Source organism: Streptomyces sp. RKAG290 (assembly GCF_023701695.1).
GTDB lineage: Bacteria > Actinomycetota > Actinomycetes > Streptomycetales > Streptomycetaceae > Streptomyces.
Map to the genome: position 1 here is coordinate 6015303 of NZ_JAJOZC010000001.1, position 18274 is coordinate 6033576.

The 18274-nt window shown below is 73.0% G+C and carries 12 protein-coding genes and 4 pseudogenes; 12 read left to right on the forward strand and 4 right to left on the reverse strand.

Annotated features, from left to right (window positions below; genetic code table 11):
* Positions 1 to 2 precede the first annotated feature (2 nt).
* Entirely contained in the window at positions 3 to 785 is a 783-nt protein-coding gene (locus tag LNW71_RS26600; protein WP_250972158.1) for a tetratricopeptide repeat protein, read from the forward strand.
* Between the two features lie 90 nt (positions 786 to 875).
* Here LNW71_RS26600 and LNW71_RS26605 read toward each other — a convergent pair whose 3' ends face one another.
* Positions 876 to 2153 carry a DUF1015 domain-containing protein gene (locus LNW71_RS26605; protein ID WP_250970523.1) on the reverse strand — a complete coding sequence of 426 codons (1278 nt, stop codon included), beginning with the start codon at positions 2151 to 2153 and terminating at the stop codon, positions 876 to 878.
* A 71-nt stretch (positions 2154 to 2224) separates the two neighbouring features.
* Between LNW71_RS26605 and LNW71_RS26610 the strand changes: the two genes are divergently transcribed.
* The 4 genes and pseudogenes from LNW71_RS26610 (at position 2225) to LNW71_RS26625 (ending at position 6577) form a co-directional block, all read left to right on the forward strand.
* A complete protein-coding gene (locus tag LNW71_RS26610) occupies positions 2225 to 3253 on the forward strand; it encodes an HAD-IIA family hydrolase (protein ID WP_250970524.1) in 1029 nt (342 codons plus the stop codon).
* A gap of 354 nt (positions 3254 to 3607) precedes the next feature.
* Positions 3608 to 4567: an iron ABC transporter permease gene (locus tag LNW71_RS26615; protein ID WP_250970525.1), complete on the forward strand. Its 960-nt coding sequence runs from the start codon at positions 3608 to 3610 to the stop codon at positions 4565 to 4567.
* Positions 4568 to 4668: 101 nt separating this feature from the next.
* Positions 4669 to 5658: an iron chelate uptake ABC transporter family permease subunit gene (locus LNW71_RS26620; protein WP_250972159.1), complete on the forward strand. Its 990-nt coding sequence runs from the start codon at positions 4669 to 4671 to the stop codon at positions 5656 to 5658.
* Positions 5659 to 5735: 77 nt separating this feature from the next.
* Positions 5736 to 6577, forward strand: a pseudogene (locus LNW71_RS26625) (ABC transporter ATP-binding protein).
* A gap of 70 nt (positions 6578 to 6647) precedes the next feature.
* On the opposite strand, the gene LNW71_RS26630 reads toward LNW71_RS26625, so the two are convergent.
* Positions 6648 to 6995 (reverse strand): SCP2 sterol-binding domain-containing protein, encoded by a 348-nt coding sequence (locus LNW71_RS26630; RefSeq protein ID WP_250970526.1) that lies wholly within the window; start codon positions 6993 to 6995, stop codon positions 6648 to 6650.
* 43 nt (positions 6996 to 7038) lie between these two features.
* Here LNW71_RS26630 and LNW71_RS26635 point away from each other — a divergent pair.
* The 6 genes and pseudogenes from LNW71_RS26635 to LNW71_RS26660 all read left to right on the forward strand — a co-directional run bounded on the left by LNW71_RS26635 (position 7039) and on the right by LNW71_RS26660 (position 12996).
* Positions 7039 to 7366: pseudogene (locus tag LNW71_RS26635) on the forward strand (hypothetical protein).
* Between the two features lie 7 nt (positions 7367 to 7373).
* Positions 7374 to 8188 (forward strand): annotated as a pseudogene (locus tag LNW71_RS26640) (TlyA family RNA methyltransferase).
* Entirely contained in the window at positions 8185 to 9090 is a 906-nt protein-coding gene (locus LNW71_RS26645; RefSeq protein WP_250970527.1) for an NAD kinase, read from the forward strand. The pseudogene LNW71_RS26640 and the gene LNW71_RS26645 overlap by 4 nt, the downstream one beginning before the upstream one ends.
* Positions 9091 to 9183: 93 nt before the next feature.
* Positions 9184 to 10929, forward strand: a complete 1746-nt coding sequence (gene recN / locus LNW71_RS26650) for a DNA repair protein RecN (protein WP_250970528.1) — start codon at positions 9184 to 9186, stop codon at positions 10927 to 10929.
* Between the two features lie 5 nt (positions 10930 to 10934).
* Entirely contained in the window at positions 10935 to 11717 is a 783-nt protein-coding gene (locus LNW71_RS26655; RefSeq protein WP_374119454.1) for a hypothetical protein, read from the forward strand.
* Positions 11718 to 11898: 181 nt separating this feature from the next.
* A complete protein-coding gene (locus LNW71_RS26660; protein ID WP_250970529.1) occupies positions 11899 to 12996 on the forward strand; it encodes a glycosyltransferase family 4 protein in 1098 nt (365 codons plus the stop codon).
* A gap of 87 nt (positions 12997 to 13083) precedes the next feature.
* Here the strand turns inward: LNW71_RS26660 and LNW71_RS26665 are convergent.
* Positions 13084 to 14708: pseudogene (locus LNW71_RS26665) on the reverse strand (PucR family transcriptional regulator).
* 295 nt (positions 14709 to 15003) lie between these two features.
* Here LNW71_RS26665 and LNW71_RS26670 point away from each other — a divergent pair.
* Positions 15004 to 15858, forward strand: a complete 855-nt coding sequence (locus LNW71_RS26670; RefSeq protein WP_250970530.1) for a sulfurtransferase — start codon at positions 15004 to 15006, stop codon at positions 15856 to 15858.
* A 223-nt stretch (positions 15859 to 16081) separates the two neighbouring features.
* Here the strand turns inward: LNW71_RS26670 and LNW71_RS26675 are convergent, their stop codons facing one another.
* Complete coding sequence (locus LNW71_RS26675) at positions 16082 to 17884, reverse strand: glycoside hydrolase family 15 protein (RefSeq protein ID WP_250972161.1); 1803 nt, start codon at positions 17882 to 17884, stop codon at positions 16082 to 16084.
* Positions 17885 to 18274: the final 390 nt, after the last annotated feature.

The window sequence follows — 18274 nt, forward strand, 5'->3', positions numbered from 1 at the left end:
TGATGAGCCTGCCCAAGACCCTGGCCGAGGATGTCGCCAGGAACCTGGTCATGGTGGCGCGGCTGCTCGACGAGGACCCCGAGCAGGCGTACGCGTACTCGCGTATCGCCCTGCGACTGGCCTCGCGGGTCGCAGCTGTGCGTGAGGCGGCGGGCTTCGCGGCCTACGCGACGCAGAAGTATGCGGAGGCGCTGGCGGAGTTCCGGGCGTCCCGTCGGATGACCGGTTCCGTGGAGCTGTGGCCGGTCATGGCCGACTGCGAGCGCGGCCTCGGCCGGCCGGAGCGGGCGATGGCCATGGCCGGTGAGCCCGAGGTGCAGAAGCTGGACAAGGCCGGACAGGTCGAGATGCGTCTGGTCGCCGCCGGCGCCCGTCGGGACATGGGGCAGATCGATGCCGCCATCGTGACCCTCCAGAGTTCCGAGCTGGCCTCCAGCGCCGTCCACCCCTGGACGCCGCGACTGCGTTATGCGTACGCGGACGCGCTGCTGGCCGCCGGTCGCGAGGACGAGGCGCGTGAGTGGTTCGGGAAGGCCCTGGAGGCCGACAAGGACGGCTCCACCGACGCGTCGGACCGGCTCGCCGAGCTGGACGGTGTCGAGTTCGTCGATGCCCTCGGTGACGACGAGGACGGCGCCCAGGCTCCCGCGCCCGCCGACGCCGTCGATGACGTCGAGGCGCCGGTGGTGAACGCCGCGGACGACCGCCGCGTCGAGGACGAGGACGGCGACGACCTGGACGAGGACGGCGACGACCTGGACGAGGACGGTCCGGTCAAGGCGTAACGCAGAAGAAGAGGGCGGCACCCCACTCGGGGTGCCGCCCTCTTCTGTGTCCGGGCCCAGCCGAAGGCCGTGCCGAGCCGAAGGTCGTGCTCAGCCGAAGGTCAGGCTTCGCAGGACCAGGCCCGTGGCCGGCTTGGGGCCGAAGGAGGTCGACTTGCGCGGCATGGTGACGCCCTGTCGGGCCAGGTCACGGACGACTTCCTCGCGCACCGGATGCATCAGCACCGCCGTGGCGTCGTGCCGTTCGGCCTGCTCGACGGCAGCCGCTGTGTCGTGGATGTACGCGATGTGCGCCGGGTCGTCGGGGATCTGCCAGACCTGGTCGAGCAGCGCCGAGTGCAGGACCGTCGCGTCGAGGCTGCGCCAGGCGGCCGGCCGGTCCGCCGGAACGGTGCGGGCCAGCAGGTTCTCGTCGGGGCGGTCGACCAGATGGAATCCACCGTCGCCCGCGAGGAGGAAGGCGTTGCCCGCTGCGGCTGCTTCGGCCAGGGCTTCCAGAGCCAGGGGGAGTGGTCCCCGGACGTCGCGGATCCGGAAGAGGCCGGTCAGTGCGGCGAGGGCATCGGCCACGGGCAGTCCGTGCAACAGCCGGTGGATGGACCGCACCCGCAGCGGGTACCGGGCCGTGTCGACCAGGAGGACGAGGCCGAAGTCCCAGGGGCCGGGCGCGGAGTGTTCCTGTTGCAGCCGGAGGTAGGTGGCCCAGCGGTGGTGACCGTCGGCGATCAGGGCCTGGCGACGGGCCAGATCCGTCTCGATCACCGAGCGGTCGGCGAGGTCGGTGACCGCCCAGAGCCGGTGGCTGAAGCCGTCCTCGGTGGTGGTGGCGAGCAGTGGCGGCTGCTGGATCGTCCGCTCGATGACATCGGCGGCGCCGGTGGCGCTGCCGTCGCTGCGGTAGGTCAGCAGCAGTGGTTCGAGATGGGCCGCCGTGGTCCGCATCAGGTCGGCACGGTCCTCGACGACGTCGGCCATGACGTCCTCGTGCGGGAGGACGATGCCGTCGGCGGGGCCGGAGAGCGCCAGCGCACCGACGACGCCGCGCTGCAGGATCTCGCTGTTGCGCTGCTCGTACACGTACAGCGCGGGCTCGGCATCGGGGGCGAGGATGCCCTCGGCCAGCCATTGGTCCAGCGTCGCGGCGGCCTGCTCGTGGCGGGCGGACGCGGTGTCGGCCTGCGGCAGGATCAGGCGCACGATGTTGTGCGGATCCGCCGATTCCAGATGGAGGAGTCCATCGGGCCGTACGACGACGTCGTACGGGGGCGAGGTCACCGCGGCGAGACTGCCGACCCGCTCGGGGACGTATCGCAGTCCACGGAACGGGATCAGGTGCAGTCCCTGGTCCGCGCGGCCTGATGTGTTCATTTCTGCATCGTATGTGCGGTCCGGGGATACGCGATGATCGGGGGAGACGCAGGCAACGAGGAGCGCACGATATGAGTCAGGCGAGCAGGACCAGGCCGAGCGGGAGCAGCACGGCGTTGAGCGAGGCGTACGACACGGCGCTGCTCGATCTCGACGGGGTGGTGTACGCGGGCGGGCAGGCGATCGACCACGCGGTCGAGGCCCTCGGCACGGCGCGGGACGGTGGCATGCACCTGGCGTACGTGACGAACAACGCGCTGCGGACGCCGGACGCGGTGGCGGAGCATCTGACCGAACTCGGGGTGCCGGCCGAGTCCGCCGACGTGATCACCTCGGCGCAGGCCGTGGCCCGGCTGATCGCCGATCAGCTGCCCGCCGGCGCCCGGGTGCTGGTGGTCGGGGGCGAGGGGCTGCGGGTGGCGCTGCGCGAACGCGGGCTCCAGCCGGTGGAGTCGGCGGACGACGGGCCGGTGGCGGTGGCGCAGGGATACGGCGGGCCCGACATGACGTGGGGCCGGTTCGCCGAGGCCGCCTATGCGGTCAACAGCGGTCTGCCGTGGTTCGCGTCCAATACGGATCTGACCATTCCGAGTGCCCGGGGCATCGCGCCGGGCAACGGGGCGGCGGTGGAGGTCGTGCGGATCGCGACCGGTGCCGAGCCGCAGGTGGCCGGGAAGCCGCTGCCCCCGATGCACAGGGAGACGGTGCTGCGGACCGGTGCCGAGCGGCCGTTGGTGGTCGGTGACCGGCTCGACACGGACATCGAGGGGGCGTTCAACGGCGGCGTCGACTCGCTGCTGGTGCTGACCGGGGTGACGGACGCGGCGCAGCTGCTGGCCGCGAAGCCGGAGCACCGGCCGACCTATGTGGACGCCGATCTGCGGGGACTGCTGACGGGGCAGCCCGAGGTGACCCAGGACGACGAGAGCTTCGGCTGCGGTGGCTGGACGGCGTCCGTCCGGGGCGAGGAGCTGGCGCTGGACGGTGACGGGGAGGCGCTCGACGGGCTGCGTGCGCTGAGCGCGGCGGCATGGTCGCACGCCGGGGAGGGCTCGTGCGGGCTGGACGCGGCGAAGGCGGTCGCCAGGCTCGGGCTGTAGCACCCGCGGATCTGCGAAGCCGCCCGCCCGGGACCAGCCGCGGACCTCCACAGCCCCTGCGCGGGACGGCAGCCGCAGAAAAGCCTCCGAGGCCCCCGCCGGGGACGCAGCCGCGACACCGCAACGGCCCCGCTGCCGGCCGCCGGGGGGTTCCCGGGCCGGCCGCCGGAGGTTCCCGGGCAGGCCGGGCCTCCTTCACAGGTACGGAGGCCGGATCGAGGTCACGGGAGGGTAGGCTAACCTAACCGCGTGTTCGTTGAGAGTCCCCCGGAACCGAGTGCAGGCCCGATAGCCGCGCCGGAGAAACCTGCGCCCCGCAGGCGGCGCCATGCGGTACGAGCCGCAGGGCTCCTGGTGGCCCTGGCGGTACTCGTGCTGGTGTGTCTGGCGAGTATCGCGATCGGCGCCAAGGCGCTGCCCCTCGCCGACGTATGGCACGGGCTGTTCCACTACGCCGGGGGCGGCGACGACGTCCTCGTGCGCAAGGTGCGGATCCCGCGGACCGTGCTCGGGCTGATCGTCGGCACCGCACTCGGCCTTGCCGGCGCGGTGATGCAGGCGCTGACCCGTAACCCGCTGGCCGAGCCCGGACTGCTGGGTGTCAACGCGGGAGCGTCGGCCGCGGTCGTCTCCGCCATCAGCTTCTTCGGCGTCACCTCGCTGACCGGGTATGTCTGGTTCGCCTTCGCGGGTGCCGCGATCGTGTCGGTGGCCGTGTACCTGCTCGGCGGCAGTCGGTCCGCCACCCCCGTACGGCTCGCGCTCGCCGGGACGGCGGTCACCGCCGCGCTCTACGGGTACGTCAACGCCGTACAGCTGCTGGATTCGGCGGCGCTGGACCGGCTGCGGTTCTGGACCGTCGGCTCGCTGGCCTCTGCGAACACCGAGACCCTCGGCAAGGTGTGGCCGTTCATCGCGATCGGTGTCGTACTGACCCTGCTCATCGCGCGGCCGCTCAACGCCCTGGAGATGGGCGACGACACGGCACGGGCCCTGGGCGCGCACCTGACCAGGACACGGGTCCTCGCCATGCTCGCCGTCACCCTGCTCTGCGGGTCGGCGACCGCCGCGTGCGGGCCGATCGTCTTCATCGGGCTGATGATCCCGCACCTGGTCCGCGCCATCACCGGCCCCGACATGCGGTGGATCCTGCCGTACGCGGCGGTGCTCTCCCCGGCGCTGCTGCTCGGCGCGGACGTGGTGGGCCGCGTCGTGGCCCGCCCGTCCGAACTGCAGGTCGGCATCGTCACCGCGCTGCTCGGCGGGCCCGTCTTCATCCATCTCGTACGACGCAAGAGGATGTCCCAGCTGTGAAGGCCACGAAGGGGACAGCAGGGACAACGCGGACAGCGCGGCCGGTGGGTACCGCCCGGTCGGTGAGAGCGGTGCGGGCGGCGGGCAGGTACTCGTTCCGGATGAACGTCCGGGCGGCCGTGGTGGTCGTGCTGCTCGCCGCCGTGGTGGCGGTGTCCGGTGTGGTCCTCATCGGCAGCGGTGACTTCGCCATGACCCCGGAGGAAGTCGTCAGCACGCTCTTCGGGCACGGCACCTTCCAGCAGGAGCTGATCGTCACGGACCTGCGGCTGCCGCGGGTGCTGGTGGGACTCCTCGTCGGTACGGCGCTCGGTGCGGGCGGCGCCGTCTTCCAGACCATTTCGCGCAATCCGCTCGGCAGCCCCGACGTGCTCGGTTTCGGCCAGGGCGCCACGGTGGGCGCGCTGAGCGTGATCGTCCTGTTCCAGGGCGGGGCGACGGCGGTCGCGGGCGGTGCCGTGGCCGGCGGTCTGCTGACGGGGGTGGCGGTCTACCTGCTGGCATGGAAGCGCGGGGTGCACGGCTTCCGGCTCGTGCTGGTCGGGATCGGTGCCGCCGCCATGCTGACCGCCGTGACCCAGTACCTGATCACCAAGGCCAACCTGGTGGACGCGACCCGGGCCGTCGTCTGGATGACCGGCTCGCTCGACGGCCGGGACTGGGCCCAGGTCTGGCCGCTGCTCGTGGTCTGCGGTGTTCTCCTGCCGCTCGTGTTCGGCCACGGTCCGGCCCTGCGGGTGATGGAGATGGGCGACGACGCCGCCTACGCACTCGGTGTACGGGTCGAACGCACGCGGCTCGTCCTGATGGGCTCCGCCGTCCTCCTCGTCGCCGTCGCCACCGCCGCGGCCGGGCCGATCGCGTTCGTCTCGCTGAGCGCGCCGCAGCTGGCCCGCCGGCTGACCCGCTCGACCGGCCCCAACCTGGTGGCCTCGGCCTTCATGGGCGCGGCGCTGCTGCTGGTCGCCGACTGGGTCGCCATGGAAGCCTTCGGTGACCGGCAACTGCCGGTCGGGGTGGTCACCGGCGTGCTCGGCGGCTGCTATCTGCTGTGGCTGCTGGTGTCCGAGCGCAAGGCGGGCCGCATTTGAAGACCCGTGCAGGCGGCGCGAAGCCGTCACCCGCCACCCATTGCCCCAGCACCCCGACCGACTCACGGAGTACGACCATGCAACGCCTCACCGCGGACTCGGTGACCCTCGGCTACGACCAGCGGATCATCGCGGAGAACCTCTCGGTCGAGATACCCGACCAGTCGTTCACCGTGATCGTCGGCCCCAACGCCTGCGGCAAGTCGACTTTGCTGAGGGCGCTCTCCCGGATGCTGAAGCCGAGCCGGGCCAGGTGCTGCTGGACGGGCAGGCGATCCACCGGATGCCGGCGAAGAAGGTCGCCAGGACGCTGGGGCTGCTGCCCCAGTCCTCGATCGCGCCCGACGGCATCACCGTGGCCGACCTGGTGGCCCGGGGACGCTATCCGCACCAGGGACTGCTGAGGCAGTGGTCACCCGAGGACGAACGCATTGTCGAGGAATCGATGGCGGCGACCGGTGTCGGTGAGCTCGGTGATCGCTATGTCGACGAATTGTCAGGCGGACAGCGCCAGCGCGTCTGGATCGCGATGGCGCTCGCGCAGCAGACGCCGCTGCTGCTGCTCGACGAGCCGACGACGTACCTCGACATCCAGCACCAGATCGATGTACTCGACCTGTGCGCGGAGCTGCACGAGACGCAGGGGCGCACGCTGGTGGCCGTCCTGCACGATCTGAACCACGCCGCGCGGTACGCCACGCATCTCATCGCGATGCGGAAGGGCGAGATCGTCGCGGAGGGTGCGCCCGGGGAGATCGTCACCGCGGAGCTGGTGGAGCGGGTGTTCGGGCTGCGGTGCCAGGTGATCCCCGATCCGGAGACCGGGACGCCGCTGGTGGTGCCGGCCGCGCGGGTGCGGGGAGCGCGGAGCGGCGGGGTGGCTGTCGGGCGCGGAGCGGGTGCGCAGGCGGGGCGGTGACGGGCGGCGGCGTGGCCTGCGGCCCCGCTTTGTCCTCAATCGCCGGACGGGCTTGATGCGGCCGGTGTTGTCACAGCAGGGATCTGAGTTTCAGGAGGTCGCGGAAGCCTGCCTCCAGGCGGACGCGGCCCGAGCCCCAGGCCTTGGCGAAGTTCAGGTCGCCGTTCACCATGGCCACCAGGTCGTCGCCGGTCATCGCGAGGCGGATCTCGGCCTTCTCCGGCGGCGGCCCCTCGACCGTGTCCAGGACCCGGATCCGGCCGCCCGCCAGCCGCCCGGTGAAGGTGATGTCCAGGTCCTTGATGTGACAGCTCAGCGAGCGGTCGAGGGCAGCCGCGCTGCGCACGTCGCCGTCGGCCCCCGCGAGGTTGTCCGAGAGTCTGTCGAGTGCGCTGCGGCACTCCGCCATGGTCGCCATTGTGATCGACGGTACCGCAGCCCTTCGGGGTAGCGTTTCCCGCATGAGCGACTCGATGCCGGGGCCGGGACGGCTGCCGGAACAGCGCCCGGGGGATCCCGCAGGACGTACCGCAGGAGCCGCCCGCGGCCGTCCCGCACGAGCCGGTGGGGCCCGCGCCCCTCGGTGTCGTACGCACGCCCACCGGCAACGCCGAAGTGGACGCGGGACTGGAGCGTCTGGCCGATGCCGACCACCTCCCGGCGGACGGACACATCGAGGTGTACGAGGATGTACACCGTGGCCTGCGCGACGCGCTGACCGCGCTGGACGCCAGGCCCGCACCCGCACCGGTACCCGCACCGATGCCCTCGTACGACAACAGGAGCTGAACCGAACGTGGCAGGAGTGGCCCGTCGCCGCCTCGACGCCGAGCTGGTGCGCCGAAAGCTCGCCCGCTCACGCGAGCATGCGAGCCAGCTGATCGCCGCAGGGCGGGTGACCGTCGGCGGCAACACCGCGACCAAACCGGCCACCCAGGTCGAGACGAGCGCCGCGGTCGTCGTCACCAAGGACGACAGCGACCCCGAGTACGTCTCGCGGGGCGGCCACAAGCTGGCAGGCGCCCTGGCCGCCTTCGTACCCCTCGGACTGAAGGTGGAGGGGCGGCGGGCGCTGGACGCCGGGGCGTCGACCGGCGGGTTCACCGATGTGCTGCTGCGGGCCGGGGCCGACCGCGTCGTCGCCGTGGACGTCGGCTACGGGCAGCTCGCCTGGTCGCTCCAGTCCGATGACCGCGTCATCGTCAAGGACCGCACCAACGTGCGCGAACTGACACCGGAGGCCATCGACGGCGAGCCCGTGGACCTGGTGGTGGGCGACCTGTCGTTCATCCCGCTCGGGCTCGTACTGCCCGCCCTGGCGCGCTGCACCGCCCCCGGTGCCGACCTGGTCCTCATGGTCAAGCCGCAGTTCGAGGTGGGCAAGGAGCGGCTCGGCAGCGGCGGTGTGGTGCGCAGCCCGGAGCTGCGTGCCGAAGCGGTACGGGAGGTGGCGCGCCGGGCCTGGGCGCTTGGCCTGGGGTCCAGGGCGTCACGGCGAGCCCGCTGCCCGGCCCTTCGGGAAATGTCGAGTACTTTCTGTGGCTGCGGGCCGGAGCACCTGAGCTGGATCCCGCAGATGTCGACCGTGCAGTGGCGGAGGGGCCTCGTTGACGACGAATGCGGCACGAACAGTCTTTCTTTTGGCGCACACCGGCCGGCCGGCCGCGATCCGAAGCGCCGAGCTCGTCGTCCAGGGGCTGCTCCGCAGCGGCCTGGGCGTACGGGTGCTGGCGACCGAGGCGGCCGACCTGCCGCTGCCGCCGTCCGTCGAGACGGTCACCGATGCCACCCCCGAGGCGGTCAACGGCTGTGAGCTGCTGATCGTGCTGGGCGGCGACGGGACGCTGCTGCGCGGCGCCGAGCTCTCGCGCGCGTCCGGGGTGCCGATGCTCGGCGTCAACCTCGGCCGGGTCGGCTTCCTCGCCGAGGCCGAGCGCGACGACCTGGACAAGGTCGTCGACCGGGTCGTCACCCGGGCGTACACCGTCGAGGAACGCATGACGATCGACGTCGTCGTGCACAGCAACGGCACGGTCGTCCACACCGACTGGGCGCTCAACGAGGCGGCCGTGCAGAAGGTGTCGCCCGAGCGGATGCTGGAGGTCGTACTGGAGATCGACGGCAGGCCGGTGACCGGGTTCGGCTGCGACGGCATCGTGTGCGCGACGCCCACCGGCTCGACCGCGTACGCCTTCTCGGCCGGCGGCCCCGTCGTCTGGCCCGAGGTCGAGGCGCTGCTGATGGTCCCGATCAGTGCCCACGCACTGTTCGCCAAGCCGCTGGTCACCTCACCGACCTCGGTGCTCGCCGTCGAGGTCCAGCCGCACACCCCGCACGGCGTGCTGTGGTGCGACGGGCGCAGGACGGTGGAGCTGCCCGCCGGTGCGCGGGTCGAGGTGCGGCGCGGCGCCGTGCCGGTCCGGCTGGCCCGGCTGCATCAGGCGTCGTTCACGGACCGGCTGGTGGCCAAGTTCGCGCTGCCGGTGTCGGGGTGGCGGGGCGCCCCGCACTGACCCCGGCCGGTACGGGCGCAGTCCCTCGCGGCGGTCGATCGGGGCTCCCGGCCGCGGCCCGTGTGCACGCGGGCCAGGAAACCTCGTATGGTCATGTCCGTGTTGGAGGAGATGCGGATACGGTCGCTCGGAGTCATCGACGACGCGGTGGTGGAGCTGTCACCCGGTTTCACCGCGGTGACCGGTGAGACCGGCGCGGGCAAGACCATGGTCGTCACCAGCCTGGGGCTGCTGCTCGGCGGGCGCGCCGATCCCGCCCTCGTACGGATCGGGGCCAAGGCCGCGGTCGTCGAGGGGCGGATCACCGTGGCCGAGGGCGACGCGGCGGCCCTTCGGGCCGAGGAGGCAGGGGCCGAGATCGAGGACGGTGCGCTGCTGATCAGCCGCACCGTTTCCGCGGAGGGGCGCTCGCGCGCGCATCTGGGCGGCAGATCAGTGCCGGTGGGTGTGCTGGCCGAACTCGCCGACGAACTCGTCGCCGTGCACGGCCAGACCGATCAGCAGGGGCTGCTCAAGCCGGCCCGGCAGCGCCAGGCGCTGGACCGGTACGCGGGAGACGGCGTCGCCGTGCCGCACGCCAAGTACGCGGCTGCCTACCGGCGGCTGCGGGACGTCGCCGGTGAACTCGACGAGCTGACGACGCGCGCCCGCGAACGCGCCCAGGAAGCCGACCTGCTGCGCTTCGGCCTGAACGAGGTCGCCGCGGTCGAACCGCTGCCCGGCGAGGACACCGAGCTCGCCGCCGAGGCCCAGCGGCTCGGCCACGCCGACGCCCTCGCCTCCGCCGCCGCCCTCGCGCACACCGCGCTGGCCGGCGACCCCGAGGACCAGGAAGCGGTCGACGCGACCACGATCGTCGCCGCTGCCGGACAGGCCCTGGAAGGGGTCCGGGCGCACGACCCGGCCCTGGCCGCGCTGGCGGACCGGGTCGGCGAGATCTCCATCCTGCTCGCCGATGTCGCGGGCGAACTCGCGGGCTACGCCGACCAGCTGGACTCCGATCCGCTGCGGCTCGCCGCGGTCGAGGAGCGGCGCGCCGCGCTCACCGCGCTCACCCGCAAGTACGGCGAGGACATCACCGCCGTCCTGGCCTGGGCCGAGGACGGGGCCGCGCGCCTCACCGAGCTGGAGGGCGACGACGACAGGATCGGCGAACTGACCGCGGAACGGGACGCGCTGCGTGCCGAACTCTCCGGACTGGGCCAGGCGCTGACCGACGCCCGCACGGCGGCGGCGGCGCTCTTCGCCGAGGCCGTCACCGAGGAGCTCTCCTCACTGGCGATGCCGCACGCCCGCGTCTCCTTCGACATCCGGCAGACCGAGGCGGCCGACGAGGCGTCCGGCATCGAGATCGGCGGACGCAACGTGGCCTACGGGCCGTCCGGGGCGGACGAGGTCGAGCTGCTGCTGGCCCCGCACCCCGGCGCCCAGCCCCGGCCGATCGCGAAGGGCGCCTCGGGCGGTGAGCTGTCCCGGGTGATGCTCGCCGTCGAAGTGGTCTTCGCCGGCTCCGACCCCGTACCCACCTATCTGTTCGACGAGGTCGACGCGGGTGTCGGCGGCAAGGCCGCCGTCGAGGTGGGCCGACGGCTGGCGAAGCTGGCCAGGACGGCCCAGGTCGTGGTCGTCACCCACCTGCCTCAGGTCGCCGCGTTCGCCGACCGGCAGCTGCTGGTCGAGAAGACCGTGGACGGCTCGGTCACCCGGAGCGGTGTGACGGTCCTGGAGGGCGAGGACCGGGTACGGGAGCTGTCCCGGATGCTCGCCGGCCAGGAGGACTCCGAGACGGCCCGCGCCCACGCGGAGGAACTGCTGGCCACGGCGCGGGCGGACGGTTAGGGCCGGTGGTGCGGGACGCGCGGCACGGCACGGCCCTCGTCGGCGCGACGAGGGCCGCGGCAGTCGCCGGGCCGGTGGCCGGCGTGGTGTACCGGGCATTGCGGGCGCGGCCGAGGCGTGCCTGGCAGCGCACCAACTACGCGGGCCGCACCGTGGATCTGTACGCGGGCCCAGCCGTCGCCCTGGGAACAGCCGCCGGAGCCGCCGCCCTTCGCCTCCCGCCGCGCACCCGTGCCGCGGCCGTACTCGCCGTGGTGGCGGCGGCCGCCTGCGGTGCCTACGACGACCTCGCGGGTGCCGATGATCCGCGCCGCGGGTTCAGGGAGCACCTGACCGCGCTGCGGCACGGCGAAGTGACCAGCGGGGCGGTGAAACTCCTCGGGATCGGGGCCGCCGGGCTCGCCGCGGGCGCGCTGCTCAAGGACCGTCCGGTCGACCGTGTCCTCGGCGGGATCGTGATCGCGGGGACCGCCCACCTGATCAACCTGACCGACGTGCGGCCCGGCGCCGCCGTCGCCGCCGTGCTCACCCTCGGGGCCCCGGGGCTGTTGCGGGGCCCCCTGGTCGCCGCGCCGATGGCCGCCGCCGCGGCGCTCGCCGGCGACGACCTGGGGGAGCGCACCATGATCGGGGACACCGGCGCGCACGCCCTGGGCGCAGCCCTCGGTGTCGCCGTCGCCGCGACCGCCGGCCGGCCCGGGCTCGCCGTGCACGCGGCGGCGCTCGTCGCGGCGGCGGTGCACGGCCACCGCGTCACCCGGCTCGCCGAGGCGCTGGGAAGGCGCTGAGTTCGGTGTCCGGGCGCGGTCATGGCCCGTGGATTGTTCACCCGTGCGAGTGGTGCGCCACGCCCGGTTTGTTGCGGTGCGCACCGGCGTCACGGTCCGGCCGTGCCGGAACGTGCGTACGGAACTGGCATCCTTGGCGGTGTACATACCGCCGACTCGGGAGCCCCGGGAGTCATTCAACGTGTCACAGCTGCGTACGGTCCAAGTGCTGGGCGGCGGCAGTGCGGGCAGCAGCGCGCATGTCAGCTCGCTGGCTGCCGGACTGGTCGCGAGAGGCGTGCAGGTCACGGTCTGCGCGCCGGCCGAACTGGACCGCGCCTACGATTTCTCCGCCACGGGTGCCCGCTTCGCCTCGGTGCCCAGGCGCAGTGATCCCGCCGCCGTCGCGGCGCTGCGGGCCGCCTGCGCCGGCGCCGATGTCGTCCACGCGCACGGACTGCACGCCGCCGTACGGGCCACGCTGGCGCTCGGTGGCCGCCGCGTCCCACTGGTCGTCACCTGGCACACCAGGGCGCACGCCGAAGGCGCACGCCGACAGGTGCTGCACCTGCTGGAGCGAAGGGCCGCCCGGGCGGCTGCTGTTGTGCTGGGCACCTCGTCGGACCTGGTCGACCGGGCCCGGCAACGGGGAGCGCGTGACGCCCGGTTCGCGCCCGTCGCCACGCCCGCACCGCGTGTCCCCATGATGCTGCCCGACGGCAAGGTGCGCGCCGAACTCGGAGCGGTGGAGCGGCCGTTGATCCTCGCGGTCGGCAGCCTCGTGCCGCAGCACGGCTACGGCACCCTGCTCGACGCGGCCCGCGTGTGGCGCCGGCTCGACCCCGTCCCCCTGCTGGTCATCGCGGGCGAGGGGCGGGAGCGGGCAGCTCTGCAGCGCCGGATCAAGGCCGAGGACCTGCCCGTCTCGCTGATCGGCAGCCGCACCGACGTCACCGAACTCCTGACCGCCGCCGACCTGGCCGTGCTGCCGAGCCGCTGGGAGTCCCGCTCGCTGCTGGCGCAGGAGGCGCTGCGGATCGGTGTGCCGCTGGTCGCCACGGCGGTCGGCGGAGTGCCCGAACTCGTGGGCGACGCCGCGGAACTCGTGCCGTACGACAACGCGGAGGCGCTCGCCCGCACCGTGGTCCGGCTGCTCGGTGATCCGGTGGCGCGCCAGCGGCTGTCCGCCGCGGGCCTCGTGCAGGCGGCGAGTTGGCCGACCGAGGACGACACGATCGCCCAAGTCCTCAGCGTGTACGACGAGTTGGTCCAGCCGTCGGCGGTGGCCCGCAACCGCTGACGCGGGGCGTCCGGAGCGCGGCTGACGGCAACGCCGCGAGGTGCGGTGCCGGGGCACGCGAGCCCGGCGTGATCCGAACGAGAGGCCTCAGGAGGCGTGGCGGCGGGCCCGCAGGGCCAGGCTCAGGGCCAGCACCGCCTGCGGGTCGTCCAGATCGGTGCCGAGCAGCTCACCGATGCGGGCCAGCCGGTTGTACAGCGTCTGACGGTTCAGATGCAGTTCGCGCGCCGTCTCCGCCTTGCGGCCCGCATGCGCCAGGTACGTCTCCAGCGTGGGCAGCAGCGGCGGGCGCGAGGTGCGGTCGTGCTCGCGCAGCGGGCCGATCGCCCGCTCCACGAAGGCCGCCAGGTCCGGGTGGTCCCGCAGCCGCCAGAGCAGCAGATCGATGTCGAGGCGCCGGGCGTCGTACCAGGGCCGGTCGCTGAGTCCCTGCGCAGCCGTGGCCGTCTCCGCCGCATGCCGCAGCCCCGCGCCGGCCGTCCCCCAGCCGCCCGCCACCCCGACCACGACGACCGGGGGATGGGAGCCGGCCCGCTCCAGACCGGCCCGCTCCACCCCGGCCCGCAGTGCCGCGGCCACCCGGTCGGCCACCGCGGTGCGCTCCGTCTCGGTCCGCAGCCCCAGCAGCAGCGGCACCCGGCCCTCCACCGGCCGCACGCCGAGCAGCACCGGCACTCCCACCGAGGACAGCTCCTCCAGGACCGCGCGCGCCAGCAGCGCCCAGTTGCCCGAAGGGGACAGCTCGGGGGCCAGCCGCATCACCACGGGCAGCAGGGGCATCTCGCCCGGCTTGAAGCCCAGCACCCGGGCCTGCGCAGGCGCGTCATCGGGTGCGATCCGGCCCTCGGCGAGATCCGTCAGGAAGTCACCGCGGCCGCGCGCCGCGAGCTCCTCCTCCTGACGGGCCTGCATCAGCACCACGGCCAGGATGCCCGCCGCCCGCTCCGCCGCCATCCGGTGCACCGTCACCAGCGGCCCGTCCACGGCCAGCAGAACCAGCCGGGCCCGTACCGAACCGGCCCCGGGCCGCCGCCCGGCACATCCACCAGCACCGCGCTCGCCGGCGGCGACTCGCGGGCCGCCCGGCCGCCGCGCATCCCGTCCCACACCTGGAGCGGGTCGGCCGAGACCGGGCCGGACTCGGTGCCAGCCGCGTACAGCAGCTGGCCGTCGGCCGTCTCCAGGAAGACCGGATTGGCCGTGAAGTCCGCCAGGATGCCCAGGACCTGCGGCACGCCGCCCCCGCCGAGCAGCGCGTGCGTGCAGCGCCGGTGGACCTCCTCGGCCTGCTGCAGGAGCGCGTAGTGACCGTTGACGATCTCGGTGTGGACCTCCTCCGTCACCGTCACGAACGGCACCTCGCGGTGCAGCTGGACCAGCGGCAGCCCGGCCGCACGCGCGGCGTCCACGATGGACGCGGGCAGCCTGCTGAAGCGCGGGCCGAGCTCCACCACCAGGGCGGCGATGCCGCGGTCGGCGAGCCTGCGGACGAAGGCACGCTGTTCGGCGGGGCGGGTGCCGAGCCCCAGACCGGTGGTGAGGAGCAGCTCCCCGCCCTTGAGCAGCGAAGCGATGTTGGGGACCTCGCCCGCGTGCACCCAGCGGACCGTACGGCCGAGCCGTTCGGCGCCGGACACCACCTCCGGAAGTCCGCTGCGCAGTCCCGGCAGCTCAAGGGCTCGCTGCACGGTGATGCCGCCTTGGGTCTCCACTGGCTCTGGCCTCGCGCTTCGGTTCGGTCGGATCGGGCGGTCGCCCTGATCAGGAAGGTACCGGCCCCGGACGCAGTCGGCGCCGGTGGGGCAGCACGACCGCACCGCCCGCTCAATCCACCGTACGGGCCGCTGTTGACAGGCGCCGAGTGCCGCTGCGATCTTGAAAATCCTGTGCGGTGCACACACGAGGGACCGCACCTCGGGGACTGGGGGAACAGTGCGCGACGAAGCTCCGCCTCACACGGACCGGACGGATCACGACGGTGCCGCGGTACCCGGCCGAGAGGCGCCCGTGACCGGTCCTGCGTCTCTTCGGCCGCCCGGTCCGCTGGTCGACCCGGCGTGGCTCGCCGAGCGGCTGGGCGCGCCGGGGCTGCTGGTGCTCGACGCCTCGGTCGGTGCCCACCGGGACTCCGGGCAGCGGATCCCGGGGGCGCGGCCGTTCGACATCGACGGTGCGCTCAGCGATCACACGGTCCCGCTGCCCCACGCGATGCCCGGCGCGGACCGGTTCACCGAGGAGATGCGCTCCCTCGGCCTGCACGCCGGAGACACCGTGGTCGTCTACGACGGGGCAGGCGTCTACTCCAGCGCCCGGGCCTGGTGGATGCTCCGGGCGATGGGCTTCGACCGGGCGGCCGTGCTCGACGGTGGTCTGCCCGGCTGGTCCGGCGCCGGACTGCCGCTGGAGAGCGGTGCGCCCACGGCCGCAGCGGAGCGCGGTGACTTCACGGCCGCGCCGCGCGCGGGGCTGATCGTGGGCGCCGACGAGGTGGCGGACGCCCTGGCCGACCCGGCCTGCGCCGTCTTCGACGCCAGGACCCGGGAGCGGTTTCTCGGTACGGCCCCCGAGCCGCGTGCGGGGCTGCGCGGCGGCCATATGCCCGGGGCGGTCAGTCTGCCGTTCGGCGAGATCCAGCGGGAGGGCCGGATGCGCCCGGCGGGTGAGCTGCGCGACGCGTTCGCCGCGCGGGCGGACGGCCGTGAGCGGCTGTTCTTCAGCTGCGGGTCGGGTGTCACCGCCTGCGTGCTGACACTGGGGGCAGAGCTGGCCGGATACCGCGAACTGGCGGTGTACGACGGCTCCTGGAGCGAGTGGGGGATGCCTTCGGAGCGGCCTGTCGTGACGGAGCCGGAGGACGGCTGACAGCCGGTGGAGGTTGCTGTGACGGGGCCGGGAGAGAGGCTGACGGCCAGTGGGGGCGTCGTAACCGGCCCGGAGGACGGCTGACAGCCGGTGGGGGTTGCTGTGACGGGGCCGGGAGAGAGGCTGACGGCCAGTGGCGGCCGGCGTCGGCGGGGCCGGTGCGTGTCCCGGCGGCCCCGCGGGCCCGCCGCGGTGAGCCGTCCGGCTCACCGCGGCTTCGCCGTCACCCCACGTACGCCCCGCTCGCCGTCAGCCGCAGTGCCGTGTCGATCAGCGGCACGTGGCTGAAGGCCTGCGGGAAGTTCCCCACCTGCCGCTGCAGCCGCGCGTCCCACTCCTCGGCCAGCAGGCCCAGGTCGTTGCGCAGCGACAGCAGCCGCTCGAAGAGCTGGCGGGCCTCGTCGACCCGGCCGATCATCGCCAGGTCGTCCGCCAGCCAGAACGAGCACGCCAGGAACGCGCCCTCGTCGCCCTCCAGACCGTCCACGCCCGCGTTCTCGCCCGAGGTCGGGTAGCGCAGCACGAAGCCGTCCTCGGTGGACAGCTCCCGCTGGATCGCCTCGATCGTGCCGATGACGCGCTTGTCGTCCGGCGGCAGGAAGCCCATCTGCGGAATCAGCAGGAGCGAGGCGTCGAGCTCCTTCGACCCGTAGGACTGGGTGAAGGTGTTGCGCTCCTTGTCGTAGCCGCGCTCGCACACGTCGCGGTGGATGTCGTCGCGCAGCTCGCGCCACTTCTCCAGCGGCCCTTCCGCGTCCCCGGCCTCGATCAGCTTGATCGTCCGGTCGACCGCCACCCAGGCCATCACCTTCGAGTGCACGAAGTGCCTGCGCGGACCGCGCACCTCCCAGATGCCCTCGTCCGGCTCCTCCCAGTGCTTCTCCAGGTACTCGATCAGCTTGAGCTGGAGGCCGGTGGCGTAGTCGTTGCGGGTCAGGCCCGTCATGTGCGCGAGGTGCAGCGCCTCGGTGACCTCGCCGTACACATCCAGCTGGAGCTGGCCCGCGGCGCCGTTGCCGACCCGTACCGGGCCCGATTGCTCGTAGCCCGGCAGCCACTCCAGCTCGGCCTCGCCCAGTTCCCGCTCGCCCGCGATCCCGTACATGATCTGCAGGTTCTCGGGGTCGCCCGCGACCGCCCGCAGCAGCCACTCGCGCCAGGCGCGGGCCTCCTCGCGGTAGCCGGTGCGCAGCAGCGAGGACAGGGTGATCGCGGCGTCACGCAGCCACGTGTAGCGGTAGTCCCAGTTGCGTGAACCGCCGATGTCCTCGGGCAGGGAGGTGGTCGGCGCGGCGACGATGCCGCCGGTCGGCGCGTACGTCAGGGCCTTCAGCGTGATCAGCGAGCGGACCACGGCCTCGCGGTAGGGCCCGTGGTACGTGCACTGCGCGACCCACTCCTGCCAGAAGTCCGAGGTCGCCTCCAGCGCGCCCTCCGGGTCCGGGAGCGCGGGCGGTTCGCGGTGCGAGGGCTGCCAGCTGATGGTGAACGCGATCCGGTCGCCGGGGGCGACGGTGAAGTCGGAGTACGTCGTCAGGTTCTCGCCGAAGGTCTCGGCCGGGGTGTCCAGCCAGACCGAGTCGGGGCCCGCGACGGCGACCGTACGGCCGTCCACCTTGTGCACCCACGGCGTGACCCGCCCGTAGCTGAAGCGCATCCGCAGTTCCGAGCGCATCGGCACCCGGCCGCTGATTCCTTCCACGATCCGGATCAGCTGCGGGGCGCCGTCACGCGGCGGCATGAAGTCGGTCACTCTGACCGTGCCGCGCGGCGTGTCCCATTCCGATTCCAGGATCAGTGAGTCCCCGCGATAGTGGCGGCGGTCCGCCGACGCGGGTTCCGCGCCCTCCGCGCGGGCCGGCCCGAGGCGCCAGAAGCCATGCTCCTCGGTGCCCAGCAGTCCCGCGAAGACGGCGTGTGAATCGAAGCGGGGCAGGCACAGCCAGTCTGCTGTGCCGTCCCGGCAGACCAGGGCAGCGGTCTGCATGTCTCCGATGAGTGCGTAATCCTCGATGCGCCCGGCCACGTGCATCTCCAGTCGAACGGCCATGTCGCCCCGTGGGGCGCTTACTACGGGTCAAGAGGTCGTTGCAAGGGGTTGATGTGGGGGAACCTGCGAGCTCATACCTCGCCCGGAGCGAGTGTCCGAGCAGGATACGACGCACCTGAGTGATCCGCGCGACGGTCCCACCAACAGGGATGAGCCGAACGGGTGGGGCGTGAGAGACGTGCGGTGATTGTGTGTGGCGACTGTGCCGGGTGTGGCCGGAAGCAGGCTCCCCTCGTCGCTGATACCCTGGTAGCCCGTGGACCGGTGGTCGTCCGCAACAGCAGACGAGGCCCCCGAACCGCAGCGACGGCACCTCCGGAATCTCCGGACGGCAACGCCGGTACGCACCTCACGATCGCGACCACG

Excerpts from the sequence above, each read along its gene's own strand:
- LNW71_RS26600 (WP_250972158.1), top strand. The coding sequence starts at position 3 with ATGAGCCTGCCCAAGACCCTGGCCGAGGATGTCGCCAGGAACCTGGTC.
- LNW71_RS26605 (WP_250970523.1), bottom strand. The coding sequence starts at position 2,153 with ATGAACACATCAGGCCGCGCGGACCAGGGACTGCACCTGATCCCGTTC.
- LNW71_RS26610 (WP_250970524.1), top strand. The coding sequence starts at position 2,225 with ATGAGTCAGGCGAGCAGGACCAGGCCGAGCGGGAGCAGCACGGCGTTG.
- LNW71_RS26620 (WP_250972159.1), top strand. The coding sequence starts at position 4,669 with ATGAACGTCCGGGCGGCCGTGGTGGTCGTGCTGCTCGCCGCCGTGGTG.
- LNW71_RS26630 (WP_250970526.1), bottom strand. The coding sequence starts at position 6,995 with ATGGCGACCATGGCGGAGTGCCGCAGCGCACTCGACAGACTCTCGGAC.
- recN (WP_250970528.1), top strand. The coding sequence starts at position 9,184 with ATGTCCGTGTTGGAGGAGATGCGGATACGGTCGCTCGGAGTCATCGAC.